Annotated in this window: 25 protein-coding genes and 1 tRNA gene; 10 read left to right on the top strand and 16 right to left on the bottom strand. The window is 70.8% G+C overall.

From position 1 onward, the window contains the following. Nucleotides 1-128 precede the first annotated feature (128 nt). Nucleotides 129-1322, top strand: coding sequence for an amino acid deaminase/aldolase (locus tag AC5L3X_RS33745; protein WP_494862425.1), 1194 nt, complete (start codon nt 129-131; stop codon nt 1320-1322). Between the two features lie 79 nt (nt 1323-1401). Here the strand turns inward: AC5L3X_RS33745 and AC5L3X_RS33750 are convergent, their stop codons facing one another. After that, nucleotides 1402-1728 (bottom strand): DUF3618 domain-containing protein, encoded by a 327-nt coding sequence (locus tag AC5L3X_RS33750; RefSeq protein ID WP_189126168.1) that lies wholly within the window; start codon nt 1726-1728, stop codon nt 1402-1404. A gap of 145 nt (nt 1729-1873) precedes the next feature. Between AC5L3X_RS33750 and bcp the strand changes: the two genes are divergently transcribed. Together bcp and AC5L3X_RS33760 are read left to right on the top strand one after the other, a co-directional pair. Then, nucleotides 1874-2347: a thioredoxin-dependent thiol peroxidase gene (bcp, locus tag AC5L3X_RS33755; protein ID WP_494862427.1), complete on the top strand. Its 474-nt coding sequence runs from the start codon at nt 1874-1876 to the stop codon at nt 2345-2347. 95 nt (nt 2348-2442) lie between these two features. Then, a tRNA-Leu gene (locus AC5L3X_RS33760) sits at nt 2443-2525 on the top strand. A gap of 111 nt (nt 2526-2636) precedes the next feature. Here AC5L3X_RS33760 and AC5L3X_RS33765 read toward each other — a convergent pair. After that, entirely contained in the window at nt 2637-2966 is a 330-nt protein-coding gene (locus AC5L3X_RS33765) for a hypothetical protein (RefSeq protein ID WP_494862429.1), read from the bottom strand. Between the two features lie 326 nt (nt 2967-3292). Then, nucleotides 3293-3463, bottom strand: a complete 171-nt coding sequence (locus AC5L3X_RS33770; RefSeq protein WP_494862431.1) for a hypothetical protein — start codon at nt 3461-3463, stop codon at nt 3293-3295. A gap of 157 nt (nt 3464-3620) precedes the next feature. Here AC5L3X_RS33770 and AC5L3X_RS33775 point away from each other — a divergent pair, with 157 nt between their 5' ends. The 4 genes from AC5L3X_RS33775 to AC5L3X_RS33790 all read left to right on the top strand — a co-directional run bounded on the left by AC5L3X_RS33775 (nt 3621) and on the right by AC5L3X_RS33790 (nt 8792). Next, nucleotides 3621-4772 carry a sensor histidine kinase gene (locus AC5L3X_RS33775; RefSeq protein ID WP_494862433.1) on the top strand — a complete coding sequence of 384 codons (1152 nt, stop codon included), beginning with the start codon at nt 3621-3623 and terminating at the stop codon, nt 4770-4772. Then, nucleotides 4772-5422: a response regulator transcription factor gene (locus AC5L3X_RS33780; protein ID WP_494862435.1), complete on the top strand. Its 651-nt coding sequence runs from the start codon at nt 4772-4774 to the stop codon at nt 5420-5422. The genes AC5L3X_RS33775 and AC5L3X_RS33780 overlap by 1 nt, the downstream gene beginning before the upstream one ends. Nucleotides 5423-5527: 105 nt before the next feature. Continuing rightward, on the top strand, nt 5528-6301 hold the full coding sequence (locus AC5L3X_RS33785; RefSeq protein ID WP_189126165.1) for an ABC transporter ATP-binding protein: 774 nt from the start codon (nt 5528-5530) through the stop codon (nt 6299-6301). A gap of 1 nt (nt 6302) precedes the next feature. Continuing rightward, nucleotides 6303-8792, top strand: coding sequence for an ABC transporter permease (locus AC5L3X_RS33790; protein ID WP_494862437.1), 2490 nt, complete (start codon nt 6303-6305; stop codon nt 8790-8792). A gap of 144 nt (nt 8793-8936) precedes the next feature. Here AC5L3X_RS33790 and AC5L3X_RS33795 read toward each other — a convergent pair whose 3' ends face one another. From AC5L3X_RS33795 to rph, 5 genes are all read right to left on the bottom strand, one after another. Further along, nucleotides 8937-9206 carry an SUKH-4 family immunity protein gene (locus tag AC5L3X_RS33795; protein ID WP_189126163.1) on the bottom strand — a complete coding sequence of 90 codons (270 nt, stop codon included), beginning with the start codon at nt 9204-9206 and terminating at the stop codon, nt 8937-8939. Further along, complete coding sequence (locus AC5L3X_RS33800) at nt 9203-9829, bottom strand: toxin glutamine deamidase domain-containing protein (RefSeq protein WP_494862439.1); 627 nt, start codon at nt 9827-9829, stop codon at nt 9203-9205. Before AC5L3X_RS33800 ends, AC5L3X_RS33795 begins: the two co-directional genes overlap by 4 nt. A gap of 751 nt (nt 9830-10580) precedes the next feature. Further along, a complete protein-coding gene (locus tag AC5L3X_RS33805; RefSeq protein WP_494862440.1) occupies nt 10581-12200 on the bottom strand; it encodes a molybdopterin-dependent oxidoreductase in 1620 nt (539 codons plus the stop codon). 47 nt (nt 12201-12247) lie between these two features. Continuing rightward, nucleotides 12248-12850 (bottom strand): RdgB/HAM1 family non-canonical purine NTP pyrophosphatase, encoded by a 603-nt coding sequence (gene rdgB, locus AC5L3X_RS33810; protein ID WP_494862442.1) that lies wholly within the window; start codon nt 12848-12850, stop codon nt 12248-12250. Next, nucleotides 12847-13566 carry a ribonuclease PH gene (gene rph / locus AC5L3X_RS33815; RefSeq protein WP_494862444.1) on the bottom strand — a complete coding sequence of 240 codons (720 nt, stop codon included), beginning with the start codon at nt 13564-13566 and terminating at the stop codon, nt 12847-12849. Before rph ends, rdgB begins: the two co-directional genes overlap by 4 nt. A 68-nt stretch (nt 13567-13634) precedes the next feature. Between rph and AC5L3X_RS33820 the strand changes: the two genes are divergently transcribed. Next, on the top strand, nt 13635-14876 hold the full coding sequence (locus tag AC5L3X_RS33820; protein WP_494862446.1) for an MFS transporter: 1242 nt from the start codon (nt 13635-13637) through the stop codon (nt 14874-14876). On the opposite strand, the gene AC5L3X_RS33825 is transcribed toward AC5L3X_RS33820, so the two are convergent. The 3 genes from AC5L3X_RS33825 to AC5L3X_RS33835 form a co-directional block, all read right to left on the bottom strand. Beyond that, nucleotides 14861-15613, bottom strand: a complete 753-nt coding sequence (locus tag AC5L3X_RS33825; RefSeq protein WP_494862447.1) for an MBL fold metallo-hydrolase — start codon at nt 15611-15613, stop codon at nt 14861-14863. The two genes, AC5L3X_RS33820 and AC5L3X_RS33825, sit on opposite strands and share 16 nt — an antisense overlap. After that, the gene (gene murI, locus AC5L3X_RS33830) at nt 15567-16433 is read right to left on the bottom strand and encodes a glutamate racemase (RefSeq protein ID WP_494862449.1); all 867 of its coding nucleotides are present in this window, start codon (nt 16431-16433) and stop codon (nt 15567-15569) included. The genes AC5L3X_RS33825 and murI overlap by 47 nt, the downstream gene beginning before the upstream one ends. A gap of 65 nt (nt 16434-16498) precedes the next feature. After that, nucleotides 16499-17290, bottom strand: a complete 792-nt coding sequence (locus AC5L3X_RS33835; protein ID WP_494862451.1) for a thioesterase family protein — start codon at nt 17288-17290, stop codon at nt 16499-16501. Between the two features lie 313 nt (nt 17291-17603). Here AC5L3X_RS33835 and AC5L3X_RS33840 point away from each other — a divergent pair, with 313 nt between their 5' ends. After that, on the top strand, nt 17604-19592 hold the full coding sequence (locus AC5L3X_RS33840; protein ID WP_494862458.1) for a DUF3352 domain-containing protein: 1989 nt from the start codon (nt 17604-17606) through the stop codon (nt 19590-19592). Nucleotides 19593-19635: 43 nt separating this feature from the next. Here the strand turns inward: AC5L3X_RS33840 and AC5L3X_RS33845 are convergent, their stop codons facing one another. From AC5L3X_RS33845 to clpS, 5 genes are all read right to left on the bottom strand, one after another. Further along, nucleotides 19636-20583, bottom strand: coding sequence for a PLP-dependent cysteine synthase family protein (locus tag AC5L3X_RS33845; protein ID WP_189126155.1), 948 nt, complete (start codon nt 20581-20583; stop codon nt 19636-19638). A gap of 1 nt (nt 20584) precedes the next feature. Next, entirely contained in the window at nt 20585-20857 is a 273-nt protein-coding gene (locus AC5L3X_RS33850) for a MoaD/ThiS family protein (protein WP_189126154.1), read from the bottom strand. Between the two features lie 140 nt (nt 20858-20997). Further along, nucleotides 20998-21399: a M67 family metallopeptidase gene (locus AC5L3X_RS33855; protein WP_494862454.1), complete on the bottom strand. Its 402-nt coding sequence runs from the start codon at nt 21397-21399 to the stop codon at nt 20998-21000. 10 nt (nt 21400-21409) lie between these two features. Beyond that, nucleotides 21410-21940: a DUF2017 domain-containing protein gene (locus AC5L3X_RS33860; protein ID WP_494862456.1), complete on the bottom strand. Its 531-nt coding sequence runs from the start codon at nt 21938-21940 to the stop codon at nt 21410-21412. 10 nt (nt 21941-21950) lie between these two features. Continuing rightward, on the bottom strand, nt 21951-22253 hold the full coding sequence (gene clpS / locus AC5L3X_RS33865) for an ATP-dependent Clp protease adapter ClpS (protein ID WP_263648343.1): 303 nt from the start codon (nt 22251-22253) through the stop codon (nt 21951-21953). A 43-nt stretch (nt 22254-22296) separates the two neighbouring features. Between clpS and AC5L3X_RS33870 the strand changes: the two genes are divergently transcribed. Then, complete coding sequence (locus AC5L3X_RS33870) at nt 22297-23574, top strand: nicotinate phosphoribosyltransferase (RefSeq protein ID WP_494862460.1); 1278 nt, start codon at nt 22297-22299, stop codon at nt 23572-23574. The last annotated feature ends 114 nt before the right edge of the window (nt 23575-23688 follow it).

Consider the following 23688-nt stretch of genomic DNA (forward strand, 5'->3'; position numbering starts at 1 on the left):
AGAGGTACACGGAGCGGGCATCGCACCGACCATGCCCTCGCCGCCCGTTTGCGGGATCATTACTGGCGAAACAGGTAACGTGAATTCCCCTCATATTCTTTTGCCCGGTATGCCGTTACGCTCCTGGTATGAACGACCGCCAGCGATACGACCGGGCCACCGCGGCGCTCGACCCCCCGTTCGCGATCCTCGACCTCGCCGCCATGCGCGCCAACGCGGCGGACATGGCGCGGCGCGCCGGAGGCAAACCGATCAGGGTGGCCACCAAGTCGATCCGTTCGCGGCCCGTGCTGCGCCGGATCCTCGACCTGGACGGCTTCCGCGGGTTGATGGCGTTCACCCTGCCGGAGGCGCTCTGGCTGGTGGCCGAGGGGTTCACCGACGTCCTGGTGGCCTACCCGACGGCCGACCGGCAGGCGCTCGCCGCGCTGGCCGGTGACGCGCGGGCGGCCAGGGAGATCACGCTGACCGTGGACTCGGCCGAGCACCTGGACCACCTCGACGACGTGCTGGAGGGGGTGCAGCCCCGCCACGAAATCCGGATATCTATGGACATCGACACCGGATATGTCGCTCTTGGCGGCAAGTTCCGGGCAGGGGCGCTGCGCTCCGCCATCCGCGAGCCCGAACAGGCCGCCGACCTGGCCGCCGAGATCGCCAAGCGGCCCGGCTACCACCTGGTCGGCCTGATGGCCTACGAGGCCCAGATCGCCGGCGTCGGCGACGACCCGCCGGGCAACGCGATGTACACCCGCGCGATCCGGTTCATGCAGGGCCGCTCCGCCCGCGACCTCGTCCTGCGCCGCGGCCGCATCGTGAACGCCGTCCGCCAGATCTGCGACCTGGAGTTCGTCAACGGCGGCGGCACCGGCTCCATCGAGCGGACCGTGCGCGAGAAGGCCGTCACCGAGGTCGCCGCGGGGTCGGGGTTCTTCCACCCGCGCCTGTTCGACTTCTACCGCGGCTTCACCGGCCGCCCGGCCGCGCTCTTCGCCCTCCCGGTCGTCCGCCGCCCCGCGCTCGACACGGTCACGGTGCTCGGCGGGGGCTACCTCGCCTCGGGGCCCGCCGACCGGAGCCGGCTGCCCCAGCCGTACCTCCCGGCGGGGCTGCGCTACTCGGCCGACGAGGGCGCCGGTGAGGTGCAGACCCCGCTGATCGGCCAGACGGCGCAGGATCTGCGAGTGGGCGACCGGACGTGGTTCAGGCACGCCAAGGCGGGCGAGCTGTGCGAACGGTTCGCCGCGCTCCACCTCGTCGAAGGCGACACCATCGTCGAGACGGTGCCCACATATCGGGGCGAGGGCAGAACGTTCCTCTGAGGACCGTTGAAAACCGTTTCTCTCGAATCCGTTCCGCTGAGGAACGTTCTCCTGGGACCGTTCCTCAGCGCCGGCCGCGTCAGCGGCGACGGCGGCGCCAGAGCACGAACGCGGCGCCGATCACCAGTGCCGCGCCCACCGCGATGAGCACCGGCCCCGGATTGGGCCGCTCCTCCTCCCACAGCCGGTCGGGGTCGTCGCCGAACTCCACCGGCCGTGACGACATGCCCAGCGCGTCGCCGACGGACGAGACGAGATGTCCCGCCCTCGTCTTGACGTCGGTGACCGTGCGCTCGGCCACCCGCTTGGGACTCACGCGGTCGGCGATGGCGTCGACCGTGTGCGCCAGCTCCGCGCGCGTCTGCGCGATCCGCCGCTCCAGCTCATCGGGATCGGTGTCAACCATGACTCTCCTTTCGACCGCGCCCATGCCCGCTCCGCGTGCCGAACGAGTCGCATCCGCTCCGGTCGTGATCAGTCTGTCAGGTCAGCACGCCGTACGGCACGGCGGGCAGGCCGGTAGGTTTGCCACAGGAACTCAGGAGGGCCACATGACCGAAACCAAGCTCGCGCCCGGCGACGCCGCGCCCGAGTTCACGCTACCCACAGCCGACGGAAAGTCGGTCTCCCTGGAAGACCTCCGCGGCAAGCGGGTGATCCTCTATTTCTACCCTGCCGCGATGACGCCCGGCTGCACCAAGCAGGCCTGCGATTTCCGCGACAGCCTCGGCCAGTTGACCACCGAGGGTTTCGTGGTGCTCGGCGTGTCGAAGGACAAGCCCGCGAAGCTCGCCAAGTTCGCCGAACGCGACGCGCTCACCTTCCCCCTGCTGTCAGACCCCGGTCTTGACGTTCACCAGGCCTACGGCGCCCATGGCACCAAGAAGCTCTACGGCAAGGAGGTCGTGGGCGTGATCCGCTCGACCTTCGTCATCGACGCCGACGGCAAGATCGAGCAGGCCCTCTACAACGTGAAGGCCACCGGCCATGTGGCGAGCCTGAAGAAGAAGCTCGGCCTCGCCTGACGCTCTCGCGGGCCCCTCGCCAAGGGGCCCGCTATGGTGCGGCGGCGAGACCGCTGGGGCGCTAAACTAGCCCGGGCCCGCCTTGACCGGGCCTCGCGGGCGTGGCGAAATGGCATACGCGGCAGATTTAGGTTCTGTTGGTGGAGACACTGTGGGGGTTCGAATCCCCCCGCCCGCACATTCGCCGACATCGGCCGGCGAATGTCGTCACCTGATTCCGTCGGCCTCCGCATGCCGGAGATGAGTCGTTCACAGCCCCTGCCCCGGGTAACTGCTCGCGAAGCCCCTTCTATCCCGTCGGGACCGGGGTCGCGGGCACCGGCGTCGGCATCATCGACGTCGTGGGGACGGGCGTGGGCGGGATGCGCGGCATCATCGTCGGCGCGGGATACGCCGGATAGGGGTACGGCCCGCCGTGACCGCAGTACATCCCGCCCGGGACGCGCCAGCACTCCTGGTAGCCGGGCCCTCCGCCCTGGTAGCCGGGCCCGCCGCCCTGGTGGCCGGGCCCGCCGCGGTCGCCCCAGCCCGGGTGCCGCCAGTGGACGTGACGGTCGTCGCGGGCGGTGCCGTGGCCGCTGATCACGGCCACGGCACCACCCCCCAGCAGTCCGCCCACGATCAGCCCGATGAGCCCGGCGCCGATGATCTGCGCGGGCTTCTGCCGTACGAAGTCGCGGAACCCACCCGGTGGCGGTGGTCTCCAGCCTGGCGGCCGAGCCCCGGCCCCGGGACCCGCACCCGGGCCGGTGTGACCACCGCCGGCGAAACCGTACTCATGACCAGTGGCACCAGGCCCAGGGCCGGCCGGACCTATAGCGGCCGGGCCTGCGACTGTCGGGCCTGGGGTCGTCGGCGCCGGACCTGGAGCGGCCGGTCCGGTAGCGGTCTCGGGCTCGCCGGAGGCCGGGTCTCCCGACGCGGCGGCCGGCGGCGGAACGTTCGCTAAGGGGACATCCGCGGCTGGATCGTCACCGGGACGATCGCGCGGGTCCGGAACATCCGTGGATGGATCGTCACCGGGACGATCGCGCGGGTCCGGAACATCCGTGGATGGAACGTCTGCCGGGTCGCGCGGCGCTTCTTCTCCGCCACGCGACCCACCAGCGCGATCATGATCCGCCATCACGATCTCCCTTTACTCGCCCACAACAGGCGCTCCCAGGTACAAGATTGCCGCAACCACCGTAAGCCCCGCGTAAGACCTGAGTCGTACACGAACTTCAGCCTCAAGACTGACCAAGTCCCGGCAATGCCTACATATCGTGAAGAGGTGTTCGGGAGGGTACGCGCGTGGTCGACGCGCCACGGCAAGGCGATGGACGCCCTCCGGGTGGCGCCGCTGGTCGTGCTGGCCCTGGTGACCATGTGGTCACCAGCGGTGCAGAACCGCGCCGGCTACCTGGCCCTCTCGGCGGCGCTGCTGGCGCCGCTGCTGTGGCTGCGCAGGCACCCGATAACGGCGTTCTCGGTCGTCGCCCTGGTCAGCTTCGGGCAGTGGCTGGCGGGGATCGACCCGCTGCCTGCCAACCTCGCGGTGCTGGCGGCGCTCTGGGCGGTGGCCTCCTCGTGCTCGTTCCCGTGGGCGCTCGCGGCGGGGCTGATCTGCGAGCTGGGGGTGTTCCTGGTGCTCGTGAGCTGGGACACGGTCTCGTTCAGCATGTTCTTCAGCGGCTCCATCTTCATCGTGACGATCTGGCTCACCGGCCTGTACGCGAGCACGCGCAGGCGCTACCTGGAGGGCCTGGAGGAACGCGCCGAGCGGGCCGAGCGCGAACGCGACCAGCAGGCCAGGATGGCCGCGGCGGCCGAGCGCGCCCGCATCGCCAGGGAGCTGCACGACGTGGTGGCGCACAACGTCAGCGTGATGGTCGTCCAGGCCGACGGCGCCGGCTACGCCATCGACGGCGACCCCGAGCAGGCCCGGCTGGCCGTACAGAACATCTCCAGGACCGGGCGTGAGGCGCTCGCGGAGATGCGCAGGCTGGTCGGCGTGCTCCGCCAGGACGAGACGGACCGCACCGACTACACGCCGCAGCCGGGCCTGGCGCAGCTGGCGGAGCTGGTGCGCGAGGCGGGCGTGCCCGCGCGGCTGGACGTCGGCGGCGGGCCGGTGGAGCTGCCGGAGGGGCATCAGCTCGCGGTCTACCGCATCGTGCAGGAGGCGCTGACCAACACGCTCAAGCACGGCGGCCCCGGCGCCCGCGCGCTGGTCGAGCTCGGCTACACCGGATCCGAGCTGGTCGTACGGGTGACCGACGACGGCAGGGGCGCGGCGGCGCCCCGCAGCCCCGACGGGCACGGCCTGATCGGGATGCGCGAGAGGGCGAGCATGTACGGCGGGACGGTGTCGGCCGAACCGCGGCCGGGCGGCGGCTTCGAGGTGCTGGCCAGGCTGCCGGTGCCGGTGACGAGGGCGGCCTAGTGATCAGGGTGATGCTGGTCGACGACCAGGAGCTGCTGCGGGCCGGGTTCCGGATGGTGCTGGGCGCGCAGCCGGACATCGAGGTGGTGGCCGAGGCGGCCGACGGCGCCGAGGCGCTGGAGGTGCTGCGCGCCGTCGAGGTGGACGTGGTGCTCATGGACGTGCGCATGCCGAGGATGGACGGCGTCGAGGCGACCAGGCGCATCGAGGGCCCGAAGGTGCTCATCCTGACCACGTTCGACCTGGATGAGTACGCGTTCGCGGCGGTGAAGGCGGGAGCGTCGGGCTTCCTGCTGAAGGACGTGCCGCCCGGCGACCTGGTGACCGCGATCAGGACCGTGCACGGCGGCGACTCGGTGGTGGCGCCGAGCACGCTGCGGCGGATGCTCACCCGGTTCGCCGCCGTGCTGCCCTCCGGGGAGCCGGGCGACGTGGCCGAGTTGACGCCCCGCGAGCGCGAGGTGCTGCTGATGGTGGGGCGCGGGCTGTCCAACCTGGAGATCGCCGCCCGGCTGGAGGTGGCCGAGGCGACGGTCAAGACGCATCTGGGCCGGGTGCTGGCCAAGCTGGGTCTGCGGGACCGGGCGCAGGCCGTGGTCTACGTGTACGAGGCCGGGCTGATCGTGCCCTCGTCTCGGCCGAAAGGCTGATCCGGGTCATCGCACGGCCTACCCGAAGTCCCTCCTCAGGGCCCATGGAACCCGGTTCTGCCGCCCCTAGCGTGGATCGGGTCCCGGGACGAAGCCCAGTTCCGGATGAAGTCCGAAGGAGTGCACGTGACCCTCACCGAGACCCGGCGCCAGGCCCCTCCCGCCGTGGTGGCCCGCGCCCTGACCAAGATCTACGGCCAGGGCGACGCCCGGGTCCACGCCCTGCGCGGGGTGGACGTGGCCTTCGCCACGGGCGCGTTCACCGCGATCATGGGTCCGTCCGGCTCGGGCAAGTCCACCCTGATGCACTGCCTGGCCGGTCTCGACACGGCCACCTCCGGCACCGTGCACGTCGGCGACGTGGAGCTGACCGGGCTGAGCGACAAGCGGCTGACGTTGCTGCGCCGGGAGCGGATCGGGTTCGTCTTCCAGGCGTTCAACCTGCTGCCGACGCTGACCGCCGAGCAGAACATCCGGCTGCCGCTGGAGATCGCCGCCCGGCAGGCGGACCAGGTGCTGTTCGACCGGGTCATCGAGACGGTCGGGCTGGCGGACCGGCTCGGCCACCGGCCCGCCGAGCTGTCCGGAGGGCAGCAGCAGCGCGTGGCCGTGGCCAGGGCGCTGATCAGCAAACCCCAGGTGATCTTCGCCGACGAGCCCACCGGCAACCTCGACTCGCGCAGCGGCGCGGAGGTGCTGTCCTTCCTGCGCGCCTCGGTGCGCGAACTGGGACAGACCATTGTCATGGTGACGCACGACCCGGTGGCGGCCGCGTACGCCGACCGGGTGGTGTTCCTGCGCGACGGCGAGCTGGTCAGCGACCTGGCCGCGCCCACGCCGCAGTCGGTGCTCGACACGCTGATGAGGCTGGAGGGCTGACGTGCTGAGAACGACACTGGCCGGGCTGCGCGCGCACCGGCTCAGGCTGCTGCTCACCTCACTGGCGATCACGCTGGGCGTGGGCTTCATCGCGGGCACGTTCGTGCTCACCGACACCGTCCGGGCGGGGTTCTCGCAGCGGGTCACGGCCGAGGCGGACAAGGTCGGCGTCGCCGTCCTGCCCAAGGGCGAGCGCTCCTCGCTGCCCGTACGGCTGCTGGAGCGGGTGCGCGCCGTGCCGGGCGTGCTCGACGCGCAGGGCCTGGTACGCGGGAAGGCTCCGCTGCTGGGCAAGGACGGCCGGGCGGTGGGTGACCTGGCCACCACGGCCATCTCGATCGTCCCTGGCCCGCTGGACCGCGCCACCATCGTCAGCGGCACCGGCCCGGGATCCGACGACCAGACGGCGGTGCTCGACAAGAACACCGCCAGGACGCACGGTTTCCGGGTCGGCGACACCATCACCGTGCTCGACTCCGGCCGGCGCGAACACCGGTTCAGGCTGGTCGGCCTGCTCGATCCGGGCGTCGACCAGGAGCTCGCCTACACCGGCGCGCTCGGTTTCACCACGGCCACGGCCCAGCGGATGACCGGCGAGAAGGGCTTCCACGAGATCGACGTCGCCGGCGCCGACCCGGCACGGCTCAGGCAGGCCGTCGCCGCGGTGGCGGGGCCGGGCGTCGAGGTGCTGACCGGTGAGGAGCTGGCCGCCGACCTGGCCAGCCGGGCCGGGGTCCAGATGGAGGCGCTGACCGTCGCGCTGCTGATGTTCGGCCTGGTGGCGATGCTGGTGGCCGCGCTGGTCATCTACAACACGTTCAACATCCTGGTGGCGCAGCGCACCAGGGAGCTGGCCCTGCTGCGTTGCATCGGCGCCACGCGCGGGCAGGTGTTCGGCTCGATCCTGATCGAGTCGGTCGTCGTCGGGCTGGTCTCGGCCGTCCTCGGCCTGCTGGCCGGCTACGGGCTGGGGGCGGTGACGCTGAGGGTCCTGACCGCCCTGGAGGCGCCGCTGCCGACCGACGCGCCCGTGACGCTGTCCGCGCCGGCGATCGTGGCGGGGCTGACCATCGGCCTGCTGGTCACCGTGGGCGCGGCGCTGCTGCCCGCGCGGACGGCCACGCGCGTCGCGCCGATCGCGGCGCTGCGCACGCAGGCCGAGCAACGGACGTTCCGCGCCGGTCTGCTCCGGGTGCTGTCCGCCGCGCTCTTCCTCCTCGCGGGTCTCGGCACGGCCGCCGTCGGCGCGCTGGTCATGCCACCCGGTCAGCAGGTCTCGCTGGTCGTCGTCATGGGCGGGGGCGTGCTGACCTTCCTGGGGGTGCTGATCATCGGGCCGGTGCTGGTCAAGCCGCTCAGCGCCCTGGTGGGCTGGATCCCGCGCAAACTGTTCGGCGTGCCGGGACGGCTGGCCGTGGACAACGCGGGCCGTAATCCGCGCCGCGCCGCGACCACGACGGTGGCGCTGACCATCGGGGTGACGCTGATGACGCTGATCTCGGTGGTCACCGCCTCCACGCGGGTGACGGTGGCCGACAAGCTCGACGAGCAGTTCCCCATCGACTACCTGCTGGTCACCCAGGAACGCGACGCGAGCATCCCCCGCTCGGTGGGCGAGACCCTGCGCGGACGGCCGGAGCTGACCTCGGTGGTGCAGATCCGCGACACCAGGGCCGGAGTGGGCGGCCACCGAGTCGAGGTCGGCACGTTCAGCGGTCCGATCAGCCCGGATGTCACGGCCGGTGCGATGGGCGACCTCGGGCCCGGCCAGGTCGCGATCGCCGCTCCGACGGCTCAGCGGCTCGGCGTACGGGCCGGTGACGCCGTGACCGTGCGGACGAAGGCGGCCGGCACGGTGTCGCTGAAGGTGGTGGCCCTCTTCGGCGGAGAGTCGCCACTGCCGGCGCTCACGGTGGCCGAGCCGGAGTTCGACCGCTACTTCGGGGCGGTGCCCGACTCGCGGGTGTTGATCAACGCCGCCGACGGCGTGCCGGCCGATCGGGCGCGCGGCGTGGTGGACGCGGCCGTCGCCGGCCATCCGACGATCAAGGTGTCGAGCTCGACCGAGGTACGCGGCCAGTTCGACGAAACCCTGGATATGATGCTTTTGATCATCACCGGGCTGCTGGGCCTGGCGATCCTCATCTCACTGCTCGGCATCGCCAACACGTTGTCCCTGTCCGTCCACGAACGCACCCGGGAGTCGGCCTTGCTGCGAGCCCTCGGGCTGACCGGGGCGCAGTTGCGGCGGATGCTCTCGGTCGAGGCACTGGTGCTCGGCCTGATCGGCGCGCTGGTCGGGGTGGCGCTCGGTGGCGTGTTCGGCTGGGCGGCCATCCGGGCGATGCTGGACGGCGCCGTGTTCTCGGCGCCGCTGGGGCAGATCGCGCTCTTCGTGGCGCTCTCCGGACTGGCGGGCGTCCTGGCCGCGGTGCTGCCCGCGCGCCGCGCGGCCCGGGCGTCGATCGTCGAATCTCTGACAACCGGATGAACCGACTATTTTCGGCGATTTAGGCATAAAGCCCGATATAGGGGCTAGAAGACGTGCGGGCTACGGCGAGTTGCATCCTTATGGCCCGCACAGGCAGGGCCGGGCGTCCCATGGGGGCGGCGCCCGGTCCTGAGCCGGGTCCGTTCAGCGCGGGGTGCGGCCGGGCCACAGCTCGGCGACCGTCTCGGGATCGAGCAGCGGCCTGATCGCCACCTCGCCCGTGACCTTGTCGATCACGATGCAGCCGCTGCCGGCCGTGCTCGGCAGGGTCGTCGGATCGTCCGGGTCGGGCTCGCGCACCCAGGCGACGTACCCCTCGTCGAACCCGTAGATCCCCACCGGAACCGGATCCTCCACGGGTCGCGCGCCGTTGAAGTACTCCTCCGCCAGTGCCCTGGCCTGGTCGTGGTTCATCGTGGCCGGCCCTGCCTGTCGACGATGACGCAGAACACGCCGGTCACCGTGGTGTACGGGGGTTCGACCGACATGTGACCGCGCTGCGCGTCGATCCAGATCACCTCGCCACCGGAGTTGACCGCGTTCCACGCGTGCGAGCCGCCTCCGGGCCAGCGCACCACGATGACGGCCGAGGCGCCGTGCCCGGCCTCCACCAGCCGTCTCGCCACCGTGGGGTACGCGCGCCGCCCCTGGCCGGCGTAGGTGAACCGATGCCCGACCCACCGCTCGATCCGCGCCGTCCCGCCGCTCTCGCCGGTGACCAGCGGCCTGCCGATCCGGTCGTACTCGGGCCGCCTGGGCGCGGCGGCGACCGGCTCACCGTGCCAGGTGGACAGCACGGCCAGCGCGCAGTCGGCCGCGTTGGAGGCCCGGAACGGGTCGTCGGCCGGCCCTCCGCCGTTGATCAGCCTGACCCAGGTGCCGCGCGGATCGGGAAACCTCCCCCCTGGCGGCACCGCGAGGACGAGGTCCTGCTCCACCTGCGGGTCCGGCTGCGCCAGCCCTCCTGGCACACCGTACGGCCGGCACGTCGCCAGCGGCGGCGGTCGATCCGGCCGGTCGAACCAGTCACTCAGCACCGGAGCCGCGACGGCGGGGCCCTCGGCCCCTGACGTCGCCCTCTCCCCGGCCGCTTGGTCTGGACCGGCGGAAGAGCTCCCGAGCCTTCCGGGCTTGTCCAAACGGCCCGAGCCCCCCGAGCCTCCCGAGCCCCCGTCGCCCCAGGAACCCTCGGAACCGCGGAGACCTCCCGAACCGGACCCACCCGAACCGCCGGAAACCTCCGACTCGCCGGAACCTCCAGAACCGTTCGGACTTCCAGAACGGTTCGGATTTCCAGCAGCGTCCGGATTTCCGGCACCATTCGGAGAGACTGGACCGATCAGATCTTCGGCACTCTTCGAAGCGACCGGACCGTTCAGATCTCCGAAACCATTCGAAGAGACCGGACCGTTCAGATCTTCGGCGCCGTTCGAAGCAACCGGACCGTTCGAAGCGACCGGACCGTTAGGAGCGTCCGAGTTCGGAGCACCCGGCCCGTCCGGCCCGTTCGGACCGGGCGGATCGTCGGGGTCCGGTTCGGCGGCGCGTTCGTAGTCGCGCCAGCGCAGCCCGTCGCCGACCACGGGATCGTAGTGGCCCTCGGGAAGGGCCCATCGGACGTTCGGCTTGCGGTCGCGGAACACGGCCTGCCTCCTGTCATGCTCGACGACCGATCGTAGGGCCCCCGCCCCCGCCCAGGAGGGGCAGTCAGGGAAGTTCCCCGGGCCGAACTATCCCCCGTACCAGCACAAACACCGAGAACCATGACATCCGGCGGGACGGCGGCCGTCAGCCCACCTTGACGGTGATGGTGTGCCAGCCGGTGGCTCCGTCGGGCGCCGGAGGAGCCTGCCGCTCGGTCTGGGTGCGCCCCGCGGCGTCGGTGGCGCGCACCTCGATGGTGTGCCGGCCCGCGGGCGCGTCCCAGTCGAGCGCCCACTGCCGCCACGTGTCGAGGCCGGGGACCTGGGCCAGCCGGGCCCGCTGCCACGCGCCACGATCGACCCGCACCTCCACGGCGTCGATCCCGGTGTGCTGCGCCCAGGCGACCCCGGCGATCGTGGTGCGGCCAGGCTCCAACGACGCCCCCGACCCGGGCAGGTCGATGCGCGACTGGGTCTTGATCGGAGCCTGGGCCGCCCAGCCACGCGGCGTCCAGTACGCCTCGTCCCGGTCGAACCGGGTCACCTTGACGTCCACGACCCACTTGGTGGCCGAGACGTACCCGTACAGTCCGGGCACCACCTGGCGCACCGGGAAGCCGTGGTCCACCGGGAGGACCTCGCCGTTCATCGCGATGGCGAAGAGCGCGTCGCGACCGTCGGTCACCACGTCGACCGGGGTGCCGCAGGTGAAGCCGTCGTGGGAGGTGGACAGCAGCATGTCGGCCCCCGACTGGATCCCGGCCTCGCGCAGCAGGTCGGCCATCCGGACGCCGAGCCAGCGGGCGTTGCCCACGTACGGACCGCCCACCTCGTTGGACACGCACGCCAGCGTGACGTCGGCCTCGGTGAGCGGCCGCCTGAGCAGGTCGGCGTAGGTGAGCTCGATCGGGCGGTCGACCATGCCGTGGATGCGCAGCGTCCAGGTCTCGGGATCGACCTGGGGGACGACGAGCGCGGTGTCGACCCGGTAGAAGCGCTGATTCGCCGTGACGAACGGTGACAGGCCGTTGATCCCGAAGTCCACTCCCGGAGGCAACGGACGGGCCGGCACGGCGGGGGCGGGCAGTTTCACCGCGACCCGGGCGGAGTCGACCATCGCCCGTCCCGTCAGCTCCCGGCCGAGCACCGCGGCGGCCCCCGCGATCACCACGCCACCCGCCGCGCCGGTCAGCAGCCGACGCCGGTCGAAGGCGTACGGCTCGCCCCCGGCCCGCATCACCGCCGGCCGTTCCACCCCCGCCGCCCCCTGCGGCGGCTCCTCCCGCTCCCCCGCCGTTCCGCCCGGGACCGGCTGACCCGACGGGGTGGTGATGCGGCGGATCAGCCACCGAACGGCCCAGGCGCCGGCGAGCACGCCCACCACGGTCGGCAGCACGTCGAGCGGGCGGCTACCGGGCCGGGTGAGCACGGCCAGCACGCCCACCACCCCGAACGCGGCCAGCCCCGCGTATCCGAGGACGAGCCGGCGACGGGCCAGGATCCCGATCGCGGCGGCCACCAGGGCGAGCACCACGAGCACTCCGCCGATGAGGACGGCCTTGTCGTTCTCGCCGAAGGTCTCGATCGCGAAGTCCTTGACGGGCGGCGGCGTCAGGTCGACCGCGACATCGCCGACGGCCACGACCGGGAACGTCCCGGGCCCCACGATCCCCGCGACGAGCTGGGCCACCCCGAGGGCGACGCACCCGGCGACCAGCCCCGCGACCGCGCCGGCCCAGCCGGGCACCACGTGTTTCCTCTGCACATGTCCGACGCTACGCCCGTGTGGGCGAAGGGGTTCTTACGCGGTGGTTACGAGGGAGCCAGGAGGTCGCGGACGATCGGCGCCATCGCCCGGAAGGCGCGGCCACGGTGGCTGATCGCGTCCTTCTCCTCGGGCGCGAACTCGGCCGTGGTGCGGGTCTCGCCCTCGGGCACGAAGATCGGGTCGTAGCCGAACCCGTTGCCGCCACGCGGCGTGGTGACGAGGTGCCCCGGCAGGACGCCTTCGACCACCCGCGACTCACCCGAGGGCAGCGCGAGCGCGGCGGCGCAGGTGAAGCGGGCGGTCAGCAACTCGGCGGGCACGTCGGAGACCTGCCGGAGCAGCAGCTCCAGGTTGGCCCGGTCGTCACCGTGGCGCCCCGACCAGCGGGCCGAGAAAACCCCCGGCATTCCGTTGAGCACGTCGACGCAGAGGCCGGAGTCGTCGGCGACCGCGGGCAGCCCCGACTGCTGGGCCACGGCGTGCGCCTTGAGCAGGGCGTTGGCCTCGAACGTGACGCCGGTCTCGGCGACGTCACCGATGGCGGGGAACGCGTCGAGGCCGACGACCTGGAGGTCGGCGAACTCCGACAGGATGCGCCGCAGCTCAGCGATCTTGCCCGGGTTGCGGGTCGCCAGCACGATCTTCACCGGCCCAGTGCCTCCTGCTGGATCAGCGTCAGCTCCTCGCAGCCGGTCACGGCGAGGTCGAGCAGTTGGTCGAGCGCGCCCCGGTCGAACGGCGCGCCCTCGGCGGTGCCCTGCACCTCGACGAAGCTGCCCGTGCCGGTCATGACGACGTTCATGTCGGTCTCGGCCGCGACGTCCTCGGTGTAGCAGAGGTCGAGCATCGGCACCGCGCCGACCACGCCGACGGACACGGCCGCCACGGAGCCGACGAGCGGGTCGCCCGGGCACATCCTGCGCTCGCGCATCCACCCGATGGCGTCGGCCAGGGCGACATAGGCGCCGGTGATGGCGGCGGTCCGGGTGCCACCGTCGGCCTGCAGGACGTCGCAGTCGAGCAGAACGGAGTTTTCGCCCAGGGCCTTGTAGTCGACGCAGGCCCGCAGCGAGCGGCCGATGAGCCGGGAGATCTCGTGCGTACGGCCGCCGATCTTGCCACGGACCGACTCACGGTCGTTGCGCGTGTTGGTGGCGCGCGGCAGCATCGCGTACTCGGCCGTCACCCAGCCCTGGCCGCTGCCCCTGCGCCAGCGCGGCACGCTGTCCTGGACGGAGGCGGCACAGAGCACCCTGGTGCCGCCGAACTCCACCAGAACCGAGCCCTCCGCATGGGTGAGCCACTGCCTGGTGATGGTGATCGGGCGGAGCTGGCCGGGGCCACGGCCATCCTGTCGAGACATGCAGATCACCCTATCTCCGCATCACCACACTCTTGACCGATCGAGTCCGACACATGGATCCTTACGCAATGACAACGGGGGTGTTGCGGAGCCCTGATTTCCGCAGATTTCTCGGCTCGCACGTGGCCAACGAACTCGGGGGCAACATCTCACGTGTGGCGCTTCCTCTGGTGGCCGTGCTGGTCCTGCACGCCGGCGCGCTGGAGGTGGGCCTGCTGTCCGCTCTGCAGACGGTGGCCTTCCTGGTGATCGGCCTGCCCGCCGGCGTCTGGGTCGACCGGATGCGCAGGCGGCGCGTGATGGTGGCCGCCGACCTGGTGCGAGGGCTGCTGCTGGCGAGCATCCCGCTGGCGTACACGCTGGGGCTGCTGTCGATCTGGGTGATGTTCGCGGTGGCGCTGCTGGTGGGTGCGGCCCAGGTCTTCAACGACGTCGCCGACCAGACCTACCTGCCCGAGCTGGTGAGCAAGGACGACCTGGGCAGCGGCAACTCCAAGCTGGAGTTCGTCCGGGCGGGCGGCTCCCTGGCCGGTCCCAGCGCGGGTGGCGCGCTGGTGCAGTTGCTCGGCGCGCCCGTCACCGTCCTGGCCACGGCGCTGACCTCGCTCGGCTCGGCCCTCCTGCTCGGCTCAATCAGGACGCCCGACCGCCTGGCGCCACCCGCCGAGGAACGTCCGGGCATGTGGAGCGGCATCCGTGAGGGGCTGGCGTTCGTCTGGGAGGACCGGCTGTTACGCGCGATCACCGTCACGACCGCCGGCACCAATCTGTGCCTCAGCGCCGTGCTCGGGCTGTCGGTGTTGTTCCTGGCCGAGGTGGTGCGATTACCGCCCGGGATGATCGGCGTGCTGCTCATGTCGGGCGCGGTGGGCGGCCTGCTGGGCGGTCTCACCGGAGGATGGCTGTTCAAGAGGTACGGCACGGCCCGGGTGACCTGGCTGGCCATCTCCGTGACGTCGCCCTTCGGCTTGCTGTTGCCGATGACGCAGGCCGACTGGCGGATGTCGTTCTTCAGCATCACCTCGATCGCGCTGTCCTGGGGCGCGATCCTCTACAACGTGGGGCAACTGACCTACCGGCAGACGGTCGCCCCGGAGCACATGCTCGGCAGGGTCAACGCGACGGTGAGGTTCGTCGTCTGGAGCACGATGCCGCTGGGGGCGCTGCTCGGTGGGGTGGTGGCCCAGCAGATCGGGGTGCGGCAGGCGCTCTGGGTGTTCATGGGCGGCCGGTTGATCTCGTTCGTCCCGTTGCTGTTCTCGCCGTTGCCTCGGTTGCGCGACTTCGCGCAGCTTCAGGCCAAGTCGTAGACGGCGCCGCTCCTGGCCAGCTCGATCGGGCCGCCGTAGGAGCCGCAGCAGGCCTCGTCGAGAACCCGGGACTGGTCGTTCCAGGGCACCAGGTGCGTGAGCACGAGCCGGCCGGCGCCGGCCTTGGCGGCGTGCTCGGCGGCCTGGCGGCCCGTCAGGTGCAGGCCGGCGGGCAGGTCCGGCTGGTCGACGAACGACGCCTCGCACAGGAACAGGTCGGTGTCCCCGGCCAGCTTCACCAGCTCGGCCGACTCGCCCGTGTCGCCGGAGTAGGCGACGCTCCTGCCGCCGTGGGAGACGCGGAACCCGTACGCCTCGACCGGATGGTTGACCAGCCCGGCGGTCACGGTGAACGGCCCGATCCCGAACGTCCCCGGCTCCAGCCGGGTGAAGTCGAAGGCGGTCTCCAGGCCCGGCTCGTCCGGCATGCCGTAGGCGGCGGCCAGCCGGCGCGGCGCGTCGACCGGCGCGTGCACCGGCACCCGCGGGTACGGCGCGCCCGGCCCGTACGTGCGCACCACGTGATAGCCGCACAGGTCGAGGCAGTGGTCGGCGTGCAGGTGGGACAGGCAGATGGCGTCGACGTCGTAGAGGCTGATGTGCCGTTGGAGCGCGCCCAGCGCTCCCGTGCCGAGATCCAGCAGCAGCCGGAAGCCCTCGGCCTCCAGCAGGTAGCAGGACGCGGGGCTGTCAGGACCGGGGAAGCTCCCTGAGCAGCCGATGATGGTCACCTTCATGTGGGCCTCCGTTAGAGGTAGTACCCCCCACCGGTGTGACTTCGACCGCGTCGATCTCCGGGCCCAGGAAGCGGCGTCCGAGCTGGCCGAACAGGGTGGAATCGCCGGTGGCGCGGAAGCGGTGCCGGGGGGTGGCCTCACTTCCCGCCGCCAGGTCGCGGTCGTGCAGGATCCGATAGACGTCCTTGGCCGTCTCGTCGGCGCTGGAGACCAGCGTGACCCCGTCGCCGGCGACGTAGGAGATGGCGCCGGTGAGCAGCGGGTAGTGGGTGCAGCCGAGGATGAGGGTGTCGCACTCGGCCTCCTGGACGGGCCGGAGGTATTCGCGTACGACCTCGATGAGCTCCTCGCTCGCCGTCTCCCCTCGTTCGACGTACTCCACCAGGCGTGGGGCGGCCACGCCGGTGAGCCGGACGTCGGGAGCGGCGGTGAAGGCGTCGTGGTAGGCCATCGACTGGATGGTGGCCCGGGTGGCGATCACGCCGACCCTGCCGGTGCGGGTGGCGCGCACCGCGCGCCGGGTGGCCGGCTGGATCACCTCGACGACCGGCACGTCGTAACGCTCGCGGGCGTCGCGCAATACGGCGGCGCTGGCGCTGTTGCACGCGATCACCAGCATCTTGACGTCGTGCTCGACGAGGTGGTCCATCACCTCCAGCGCGTAGGTGCGCACCTCGGCGAGGCGCCTCGGGCCGTAGGGCTGACGGGCGGTGTCAGCCACGTAGGTGATGGACTCATGAGGCAGCTGATCGATGATCGCTCTGGCGACCGTCAGACCGCCCACCCCGCTGTCGAAGATCCCAATGCTCGCGTCCGGCACCCTTCAGAGGGTAGGCGACCTGCGGGATTCTCTCTGCGTAAGAATGCTCACAGTGCTCGTTCGTGTCACCCGCGTCCCACGCGAGCCAGTTGGCGTGACTGCGCGACGAGCCGCCCCGCCGAGTCCCAGACCTCGACGTCCTCGTCGAACCAGCCGTCGGAGATGAGCCGGCCGCCGCCGATCAGCGTGAGCCAGCCGGGGGCCGGCAGCGCCCGCAGGTGCCAGGTCAGGTCGACGGTCGGCGCCCAGCCACGGGCGCCGGCCGAGAACACCACGGGCGGCAGCGCGTCGACCGCGAGGGCCAGCACGTAGGGGTCGGGGTCCTGGGGCTCGGCCATCCTGAAGTAGGCGCGCGACTCGGGGCGTCCCGTCGGCTCGCCGTTCAACCAGCCGACGGTGGGCGGGTCGAAGCGCATCTCCATGCGGGCGTTGAGCGTCATGTTGGACTCGGGCTTGGGGTCCGGCAGTTTCAGGCACTCCTCGGGGGGCGGCATGACATATCCCGCTTTGTCGGCGTACGCGGGCTCGGCGTCGCCGAGGGTGGCCGTGGTGACCAGGCTCTCGATCTGCGTCACGCCGTCCTGGACGAGCGTCGCCCTGGTGAAGGCCACGGTCCGGCCCGCCTTGAGCTGCTCGACCACGACCCGCGCGGGGCCGGCGGCGGGCGACCGGTGAAACTGCGAGGTCGTGCTGACGGGGTGATCGAACGGCGAGGAGTCCACCACCGCGCGGAGGACGACGGCCATCAGGTATCCACCGTTGAGCGGGCCGCCGATCGCGTATCCGGGATCGAGGCAGACATCATAGGTGCTCTCGTCCACCCGGATCGCCTGCGTGGCCTCGTCGAACTTGGTCATCAGCCCTGCCTTTGAATCCGAACTTTATTCTAGTAGCCCCATACTCTACGGCATTCGTCCATCAAAGCGCCGACCTGGGAAAACGCACTCGAATGGGACAGTTCGAGCATGGCAAGTGCTGCGCGTGGTGCGCGGGACGCGCAGTCGTGCCGTGGTCGGCGGTGGAGGACTACGACGAGGGCGAGGTCCACCTCAACACAGGGCGCAAAGAGGTCACTTGGGCATGAATCCAGACTTCAGCACATTGCAAGCGCCCGTCTAGCAACATCAGCTACCTTCACTGTGGTCATAAGTCCACATTGTGAGTTGAGTGATGTCTGCGAATAATCCCCCTAGTGGCCAGGATCCCGACCGGACCACGGCATACCGTTGGAATCCCGAGCAGGAGCCCGCGAACCCACCGCTTTCACCGGGCCAGCCATACCCACCGCAGTCCTATGGCCAGCAGTCCCAGTACGGGCAGCAGGCGTCCTCGGGCCAGCAGGACCCGTACGGGCAGCAGGCGTCCTACGGCCAGCCCGACCACGGGCAGGCCGCCTTCCAGCAGCAGGCCGGCTACAACCAGCAGCCCTACGGCCAGCAGTCGCACGGTCAGCACTCACATGGTCAGCAGGGCTATGGCCAGCAGTCGCACGAGCAGCAGGGCCACGGCCAGCAGGGCTATGGCCAGCCGCAGGGCTACGCGCAGCAGCAGGGCTACGGCCAGCAGCCGCCCACCCGGCAGGACCCCTACGCGCAGCAGGCCCCGTACACACAGCAGGCGCACTACGGGCAGCAGCCGCAGTACGGCCAGCAGGATCCGTACTCGCAGGCCGGTTGGCAGCAGCAGGGCCCGGAGGGCTTCGGCCCCGCCGACCCGCCGAAGAAGGCCCGCAAGGGCTGGATCATGGCCGTCGCGGCCGCCTTGGCCGTGGTGGTGCTCGGTGGCGGCGCCGTGTGGGCCGTGGGCGCGATCGGCGGTGGTGGCACGCAGCCGCACGAGGTGCTGCCCGCCGCCGCCGTGGCCTACGTCCGGTTCGACCTGGACCCTGCGGCCAACCAGAAGGTGGCGTTGTTCCAGCTGGCCAGGAAGTTCACCGTCACGAAGGACTCCTTCTCCGGTGAGGACCCGCGCCAGGCGCTGTTCGACGCGATCAAGAAGAGCAACAAGAGCGTCGCCGGCCTCGACTTCGCCAAGGACGTCGACCCCTGGCTGGGCAGCAGGATCGGTATGGCCGTGCTGCCGCCGGCGGCGGGCGCCAAGGAACCGGGCGTCGCCGTCGCCGTCCAGGTCAAGGACGAGGCGCTGGCCAAGGCGGGCATCGCCAAGCTGATGAACGGGGAGAAGATCGGGGTCGCCTTCCGTGACGACTACGCGCTGCTCGCCGCCACCCAGGCCGAGGCCGACAAGTACGCCACCGCCGAGGGCAGCCTCGCCGCCAACGGCGACTTCAGCGACGACCTGGACGCTCTCGGCGAACAGGGTGTCCTGTCCTTCTGGGGTCACCTGGGCAAGCTCGCCGAGCTGGCCAAGGGCGAGATGACGGCGGAGCAGACCAAGCTGCTGGGCCAGGTGAAGAACGCCCGGTTCGCGGGCGCGCTCCGCTTCGACAGCGCCTACGTCGAGCTGGCCGGCGCGGTCCGCGGTCTGGAGGGCTTCACCGACGGCGACCCGCAGAGCGCCAACCTGAGCACGCTGCCGGCCAGCACCGCGGGCGCGCTGTCCATCTCGGGCCTCGACCAGATCATCACCAAGCGGTGGGCGGAGATCGAGCAGTCGGCCACCGCCGCCGGCGGGACCGAGTTCAAGCAGTTCGTGGACCAGGCCAAGCAGGCGTACGGCCTGCAGCTGCCCGACGACCTGGCCACCTTCCTGGGCAAGAACCTGACGGTCGCGGTCGACAGCGAGGGCCTGGACAGCGACCAGGTCAAGGGCGGCGTGCGCATCGTCACCGACCCGGCCAAGGCCCAGGCCGTCTTCGACAAGGTCCAGCAGGCGATGACCTCCAGCGGCCAGGCCGCGCCGCAGATCGCCAAGGTCGCGGGCGACGGCACGTTCACCCTGGCCACGTCCGAGGAGTACGCCAAGCAGTTGTCCGCCGAGGGCGAGCTGGGCGAGAACGAGACCTTCACCACGGCCGTCCCCGACGCCGACGCGGCGACCTTCGCCCTGTTCGTCGACCTGGACAAGGTAGAGAAGTACTACCTGGAGAGCATGAAGGGCGACGACAAGGCCAACGCCCAGGTCCTGCGCGCCATCGGCCTCAGCGGCAAGCAGACCGACACCGAGGGCACGTTCTCCCTGCGGGTGCTGTTCAACTGAAGCCCTGACACGTGAACGGGCGGCCGGTCTCCCACCGGCCGCCCTAAGCCCAGAGCTGGCCTTCGAGCCGTTCCTCGGCCTCGTCCAGGGTGCCCTCGTAGGCCCCGGTGGACAGGTACTTCCACCCGCCGTCGGCCACGACGAAGACGATGTCGGCCCGCTCCCCCGCCTTGACCGCCTTGCGGGCCTCGCCCAGGGCGGCGTGCAGCGCGGCGCCGGTGGAGACGCCCGCGAAGATGCCCTCGGCCGACAGCAGCTCACGGGTGCGGCGCAGCGCGTCGACGGAGCCGACCGAGAAGCGCGTGGTCAGCACGGACTCGTCGTAGAGCTCGGGGATGAAGCCCTCGTCCACGTTGCGCAGGCCGTACACGAGCTCTCCGTAGCGCGGCTCGGCGGCCACGATCCGCACGCCGGGCACCCGCTCGCGCAGGAACCTCCCGACGCCCATGAGGGTGCCCGTCGTGCCGAGACCGGCGACGAAATGGGTCACGCCCGGCAGATCCTCGAGGATCTCCGGCCCGGTCGTCTCGTAGTGGGAGCGCCAGTTGGCCGGGTTGCCGTACTGGTAGAGCATCACCCAGGACGGATTCTCGGCGGCGAGCCCCTTGGCCACCCGGACGGCCTCGTTGGAGCCGCCGGCGGCGGGCGAGGAGATGATCTCGGCGCCCCACATGCGCAGCAGCTGGCGCCGCTCCTCGGAGGTGTTCTCCGGCATCACACAGATGAGCCGGTAGCCCTTGAGCTTGGCCGACATGGCCAGTGAGATGCCGGTGTTGCCGCTGGTCGGTTCGAGGATCGTGCAGCCGGGCGTGAGCAGCCCGTCCTTCTCGGCCGCCTCGATCATCCACAGCGCGGGCCGGTCCTTGACCGATCCGGTCGGGTTGCGGTCCTCCAGCTTGGCCCAGACTCGCACGTCGGCGGAGGGCGAGAGCCGGGGAAGACCGACCAGCGGCGTGCGCCCGACGGAGTCGATCAGTGAGTCGAAACGCATGTCAGCCGCCGGCGACGGCCGGCAGCACGGTCACCGTGTCGCCGTCGGACACCGGCGTGCCGAGCCCGCCGAGGAACCGGACGTCCTCGTCGTTGACGTAGACGTTGACGAAACGGCGCAGGTTGCCCTGCTCGACGAGCCGCTCCTTGAGACCCGGGTGGCGGGACTCCAGGTTGCTGATGAGCTCGTCGAGGGTGGCGCCCTCGGCGTCGACGGCCTTGGCGCCGTCGGTGTAGTTACGGAGGATGGTCGGAATGCGAACCTCGATGGCCATCGCGGTCAGTCTCCTCGGATCAGGTCGTCGTTCATCGGCGGCAACACCGATGGCTGGGTGCGGAATTCCAGCTCAACGACAGTCGTAGAGGACGACAGCCGGAGTGTGCGCGAAACGATAACTCTGCACAGGCCGGACCATCATGGGACAAACCTTACCTCTTCCTCGGTGATCTCGCCGTCCAGGATCCGGTAGGAGCGGAACTCCACCTGGTCCTCGTCACGAGTCGAGACGAGCACGTAGTGGGCGTTCGGCTCGGAGGCGTAGGTCACGTCGGTGCGCGAGGGGTAGGCCTCGGTGGCCGTGTGGGAGTGATAGATCACCACGGGCTCCTCGTCGCGCTCGTCCATCTCGCGCCAGACGCGGAACTGCTCCATCGAGTCGAAGCGGTAGAAGGTGGGCGACCGCTCGGCGTTGGCCATCGGGATGAACCGCTCCGGGACACCGTCTCGTCCGGCGATCACGCCACACGCCTCATCGGGGTGGTCGGCCCGCGCATGGGCAACGATCTTGTCCACGAGTTCCTGCGGGATCGTCAGCATGCCCCGGAAGCTACCAGAGGGCCCGGACCAGGGTGTCCTGGAGGTAGGTCAGCCAGTCGTAGGTCACGTAGGCCGGATAGCGGGGGTCGTCCTCGGACATCATCGCGATCTCGTCGTGGATCTCCTCGGTCACCTCCAGCTTGGTGCCGAGCGCCAGCCGCACGTCGTTGAGGGAGCGCAGCCACGCCTGGGCCTGCTCCGGCGTGAGCTCGCTGCGCCCCGGCCGGGCGGTGTCGAGCATGGTCTGCGCGTCGGCGCGCTTGCCGTCGCGCAGCGTCGCCTCGGTGTAGCGGCGGAACTCCGCCGACTCGTCGGCGTCCTGGTAGGCCGAGGGGAACAGCCGCGCCAGCACCGGGTCGTCGGGCGCCTTGCCGCCCGCGGCGCCGATGCCGAGCGCGCGCTCGAGCGGATCGTCACCCGTCTCGCCCGGCTCCACCAGCCCGAGCACCTGCGTGACGAGCGAGCGCAGGATCGAGACCTCCGCCGCCTCGAAGTCGGCGACGACGGACCCGCCGCGACCTGAAGAGAATCCGGAGCTCACGCGTGCCGCCTCACTTGACCGAATCCGGCTGGAGCGTCGCCCACAGGCCGTAGGAGTGAAGAATCTGCACATCGCGTTCCATCTCTTCACGGGTGCCGCTGGACACCACGGCCTTGCCCTTCTGGTGGACGTCCATCATCAGCTTCTCGGCCTTCTCGCGGGTGTAGCCGAAGACGGTCTGGAAGACATAGGTCACGTAGGACATGAGGTTGACCGGGTCGTTCCAGACGATCGTCACCCATGGCAGATCGGGCCGGACGTCCGTTGACGGACGCTCGACGGCGATTGGAGCGGTGCTACCCACATCCACCATCCTGCCCTACCTCGGCCGTAGTCTTCGAGTCGTGACGACGACCATGAGCACCGCGTTGCTGACAGATCACTATGAGCTGACAATGTTGCAGGCGGCGCTGCGCAGCGGAGCCGCCTCCAGGCGCGCGGTCTTCGAGGTGTTCGCCCGGCATCTGCCCGGTGGCAGGCGGTACGGCGTCGTGTCCGGCACCGGGCGGGTGCTCGACGAGCTGGAACGATTCCGTTTTGGTGACGAAGAGCTTACTTTTCTGCGGGACCACCAGGTGGTCGACGAATCCACCCTGGCCTACCTCGCCGACTACCGGTTCTCCGGCGACATCCACGGCTACGCCGAAGGCGATCTCTACTTCCCCGCCTCCCCGATCATGGTGGTGGAGGGCACGTTCGCCGAGGCCGTGCTGCTGGAGACGTTGATCCTGTCGATCCTCAACCACGACTGCGCGATCGCCTCGGCCGCCTCCCGGATGCGCAACGCGGCGGGCGGACGCCCCCTCATCGAGATGGGCTCGCGCCGCACCCACGAGCGCGCCGCCGTCGCCGCCGCCCGCGCCGCCCACCTCGCCGGTTTCGCCTCCACGTCCAACCTGATGGCCGGCCACCTCTACGGCATCCCCACGGCCGGTACGGCGGCGCACGCGTTCACGCTGCTGCACGACTCCGAGAAGGCCGCGTTCGAGGCCCAGGTCGCCTCACTCGGGCCCGGCACCACGCTGCTGGTCGACACCTACGACGTGGCCGAGGCGGTCCGCACGGCGGTCGAGCTGGTCGGCGCCAAGCTGGGCGCGGTCCGCATCGACTCGGGCGACCTCGGCGCCGCCGCCCAGGAGGTGCGCGAACAGCTCGACGCGGTCGGCGCCTTCGACACCCGCATCCTGGTCACCTCCGACCTCGACGAGTACGCCATCGCGGCCCTGGCCGCGGCCCCCGTCGACGGCTACGGCGTGGGCACCTCGCTGGTGACCGGTTCGGGGGTGCCCACGGCGGCGCTGGTCTACAAGATGGTGGCCCGCGAGACCGCCGGGGGCCGGATGGAGCCCGTCGCCAAGCGCTCGGTCGGCAAGCCGTCGCGCGGCGGACGCAAGCGCGCGTACCGGCTGTTCGACGAGCACGGACGGGCCGAGACCGAGCTGATCACCACCTCGGACGTGGTGCCGGAGGGCGGTGTCCCGCTGCTGCGCGAGCTGGTGCGCGACGGCCGGACCGTCGGCGCGGAGCCGCTCTCCGCCGCCCGCGAGCGTCACGCCGAAGCGGTCGCGCTGCTCCCCCTTGAGGCGTTGCACCTCGCGCGCGGCTACGCGGCGATCCCGACCGAGTTCGCCTGACGCGCCTGACGTATCGTGCTGCCTGTGACTCCTCCGCTCCCTGAAGGGAGCGGCTTCTCGCTAAGCCGCTTCCGCAGCGTCGCGAAGGGCAAGCCCCGCCCTGAGGATGTTGAC

This window comes from Nonomuraea sp. CX421 (genome assembly GCF_059358955.1).

Excerpts from the sequence above, each read along its gene's own strand:
- AC5L3X_RS33745 (WP_494862425.1), top strand. The coding sequence starts at position 129 with ATGAACGACCGCCAGCGATACGACCGGGCCACCGCGGCGCTCGACCCC.
- AC5L3X_RS33750 (WP_189126168.1), bottom strand. The coding sequence starts at position 1,728 with ATGGTTGACACCGATCCCGATGAGCTGGAGCGGCGGATCGCGCAGACG.
- bcp (WP_494862427.1), top strand. The coding sequence starts at position 1,874 with ATGACCGAAACCAAGCTCGCGCCCGGCGACGCCGCGCCCGAGTTCACG.
- AC5L3X_RS33770 (WP_494862431.1), bottom strand. The coding sequence starts at position 3,463 with ATGATCGCGCTGGTGGGTCGCGTGGCGGAGAAGAAGCGCCGCGCGACC.
- AC5L3X_RS33785 (WP_189126165.1), top strand. The coding sequence starts at position 5,528 with ATGAAGTCCGAAGGAGTGCACGTGACCCTCACCGAGACCCGGCGCCAG.
- AC5L3X_RS33795 (WP_189126163.1), bottom strand. The coding sequence starts at position 9,206 with ATGAACCACGACCAGGCCAGGGCACTGGCGGAGGAGTACTTCAACGGC.
- rph (WP_494862444.1), bottom strand. The coding sequence starts at position 13,566 with ATGTCTCGACAGGATGGCCGTGGCCCCGGCCAGCTCCGCCCGATCACC.
- AC5L3X_RS33820 (WP_494862446.1), top strand. The coding sequence starts at position 13,635 with ATGACAACGGGGGTGTTGCGGAGCCCTGATTTCCGCAGATTTCTCGGC.
- AC5L3X_RS33825 (WP_494862447.1), bottom strand. The coding sequence starts at position 15,613 with ATGAAGGTGACCATCATCGGCTGCTCAGGGAGCTTCCCCGGTCCTGAC.
- AC5L3X_RS33835 (WP_494862451.1), bottom strand. The coding sequence starts at position 17,290 with ATGACCAAGTTCGACGAGGCCACGCAGGCGATCCGGGTGGACGAGAGC.
- AC5L3X_RS33840 (WP_494862458.1), top strand. The coding sequence starts at position 17,604 with ATGTCTGCGAATAATCCCCCTAGTGGCCAGGATCCCGACCGGACCACG.
- AC5L3X_RS33845 (WP_189126155.1), bottom strand. The coding sequence starts at position 20,583 with ATGCGTTTCGACTCACTGATCGACTCCGTCGGGCGCACGCCGCTGGTC.
- AC5L3X_RS33850 (WP_189126154.1), bottom strand. The coding sequence starts at position 20,857 with ATGGCCATCGAGGTTCGCATTCCGACCATCCTCCGTAACTACACCGAC.
- AC5L3X_RS33855 (WP_494862454.1), bottom strand. The coding sequence starts at position 21,399 with ATGCTGACGATCCCGCAGGAACTCGTGGACAAGATCGTTGCCCATGCG.
- clpS (WP_263648343.1), bottom strand. The coding sequence starts at position 22,253 with ATGGTGGATGTGGGTAGCACCGCTCCAATCGCCGTCGAGCGTCCGTCA.
- AC5L3X_RS33870 (WP_494862460.1), top strand. The coding sequence starts at position 22,297 with ATGAGCACCGCGTTGCTGACAGATCACTATGAGCTGACAATGTTGCAG.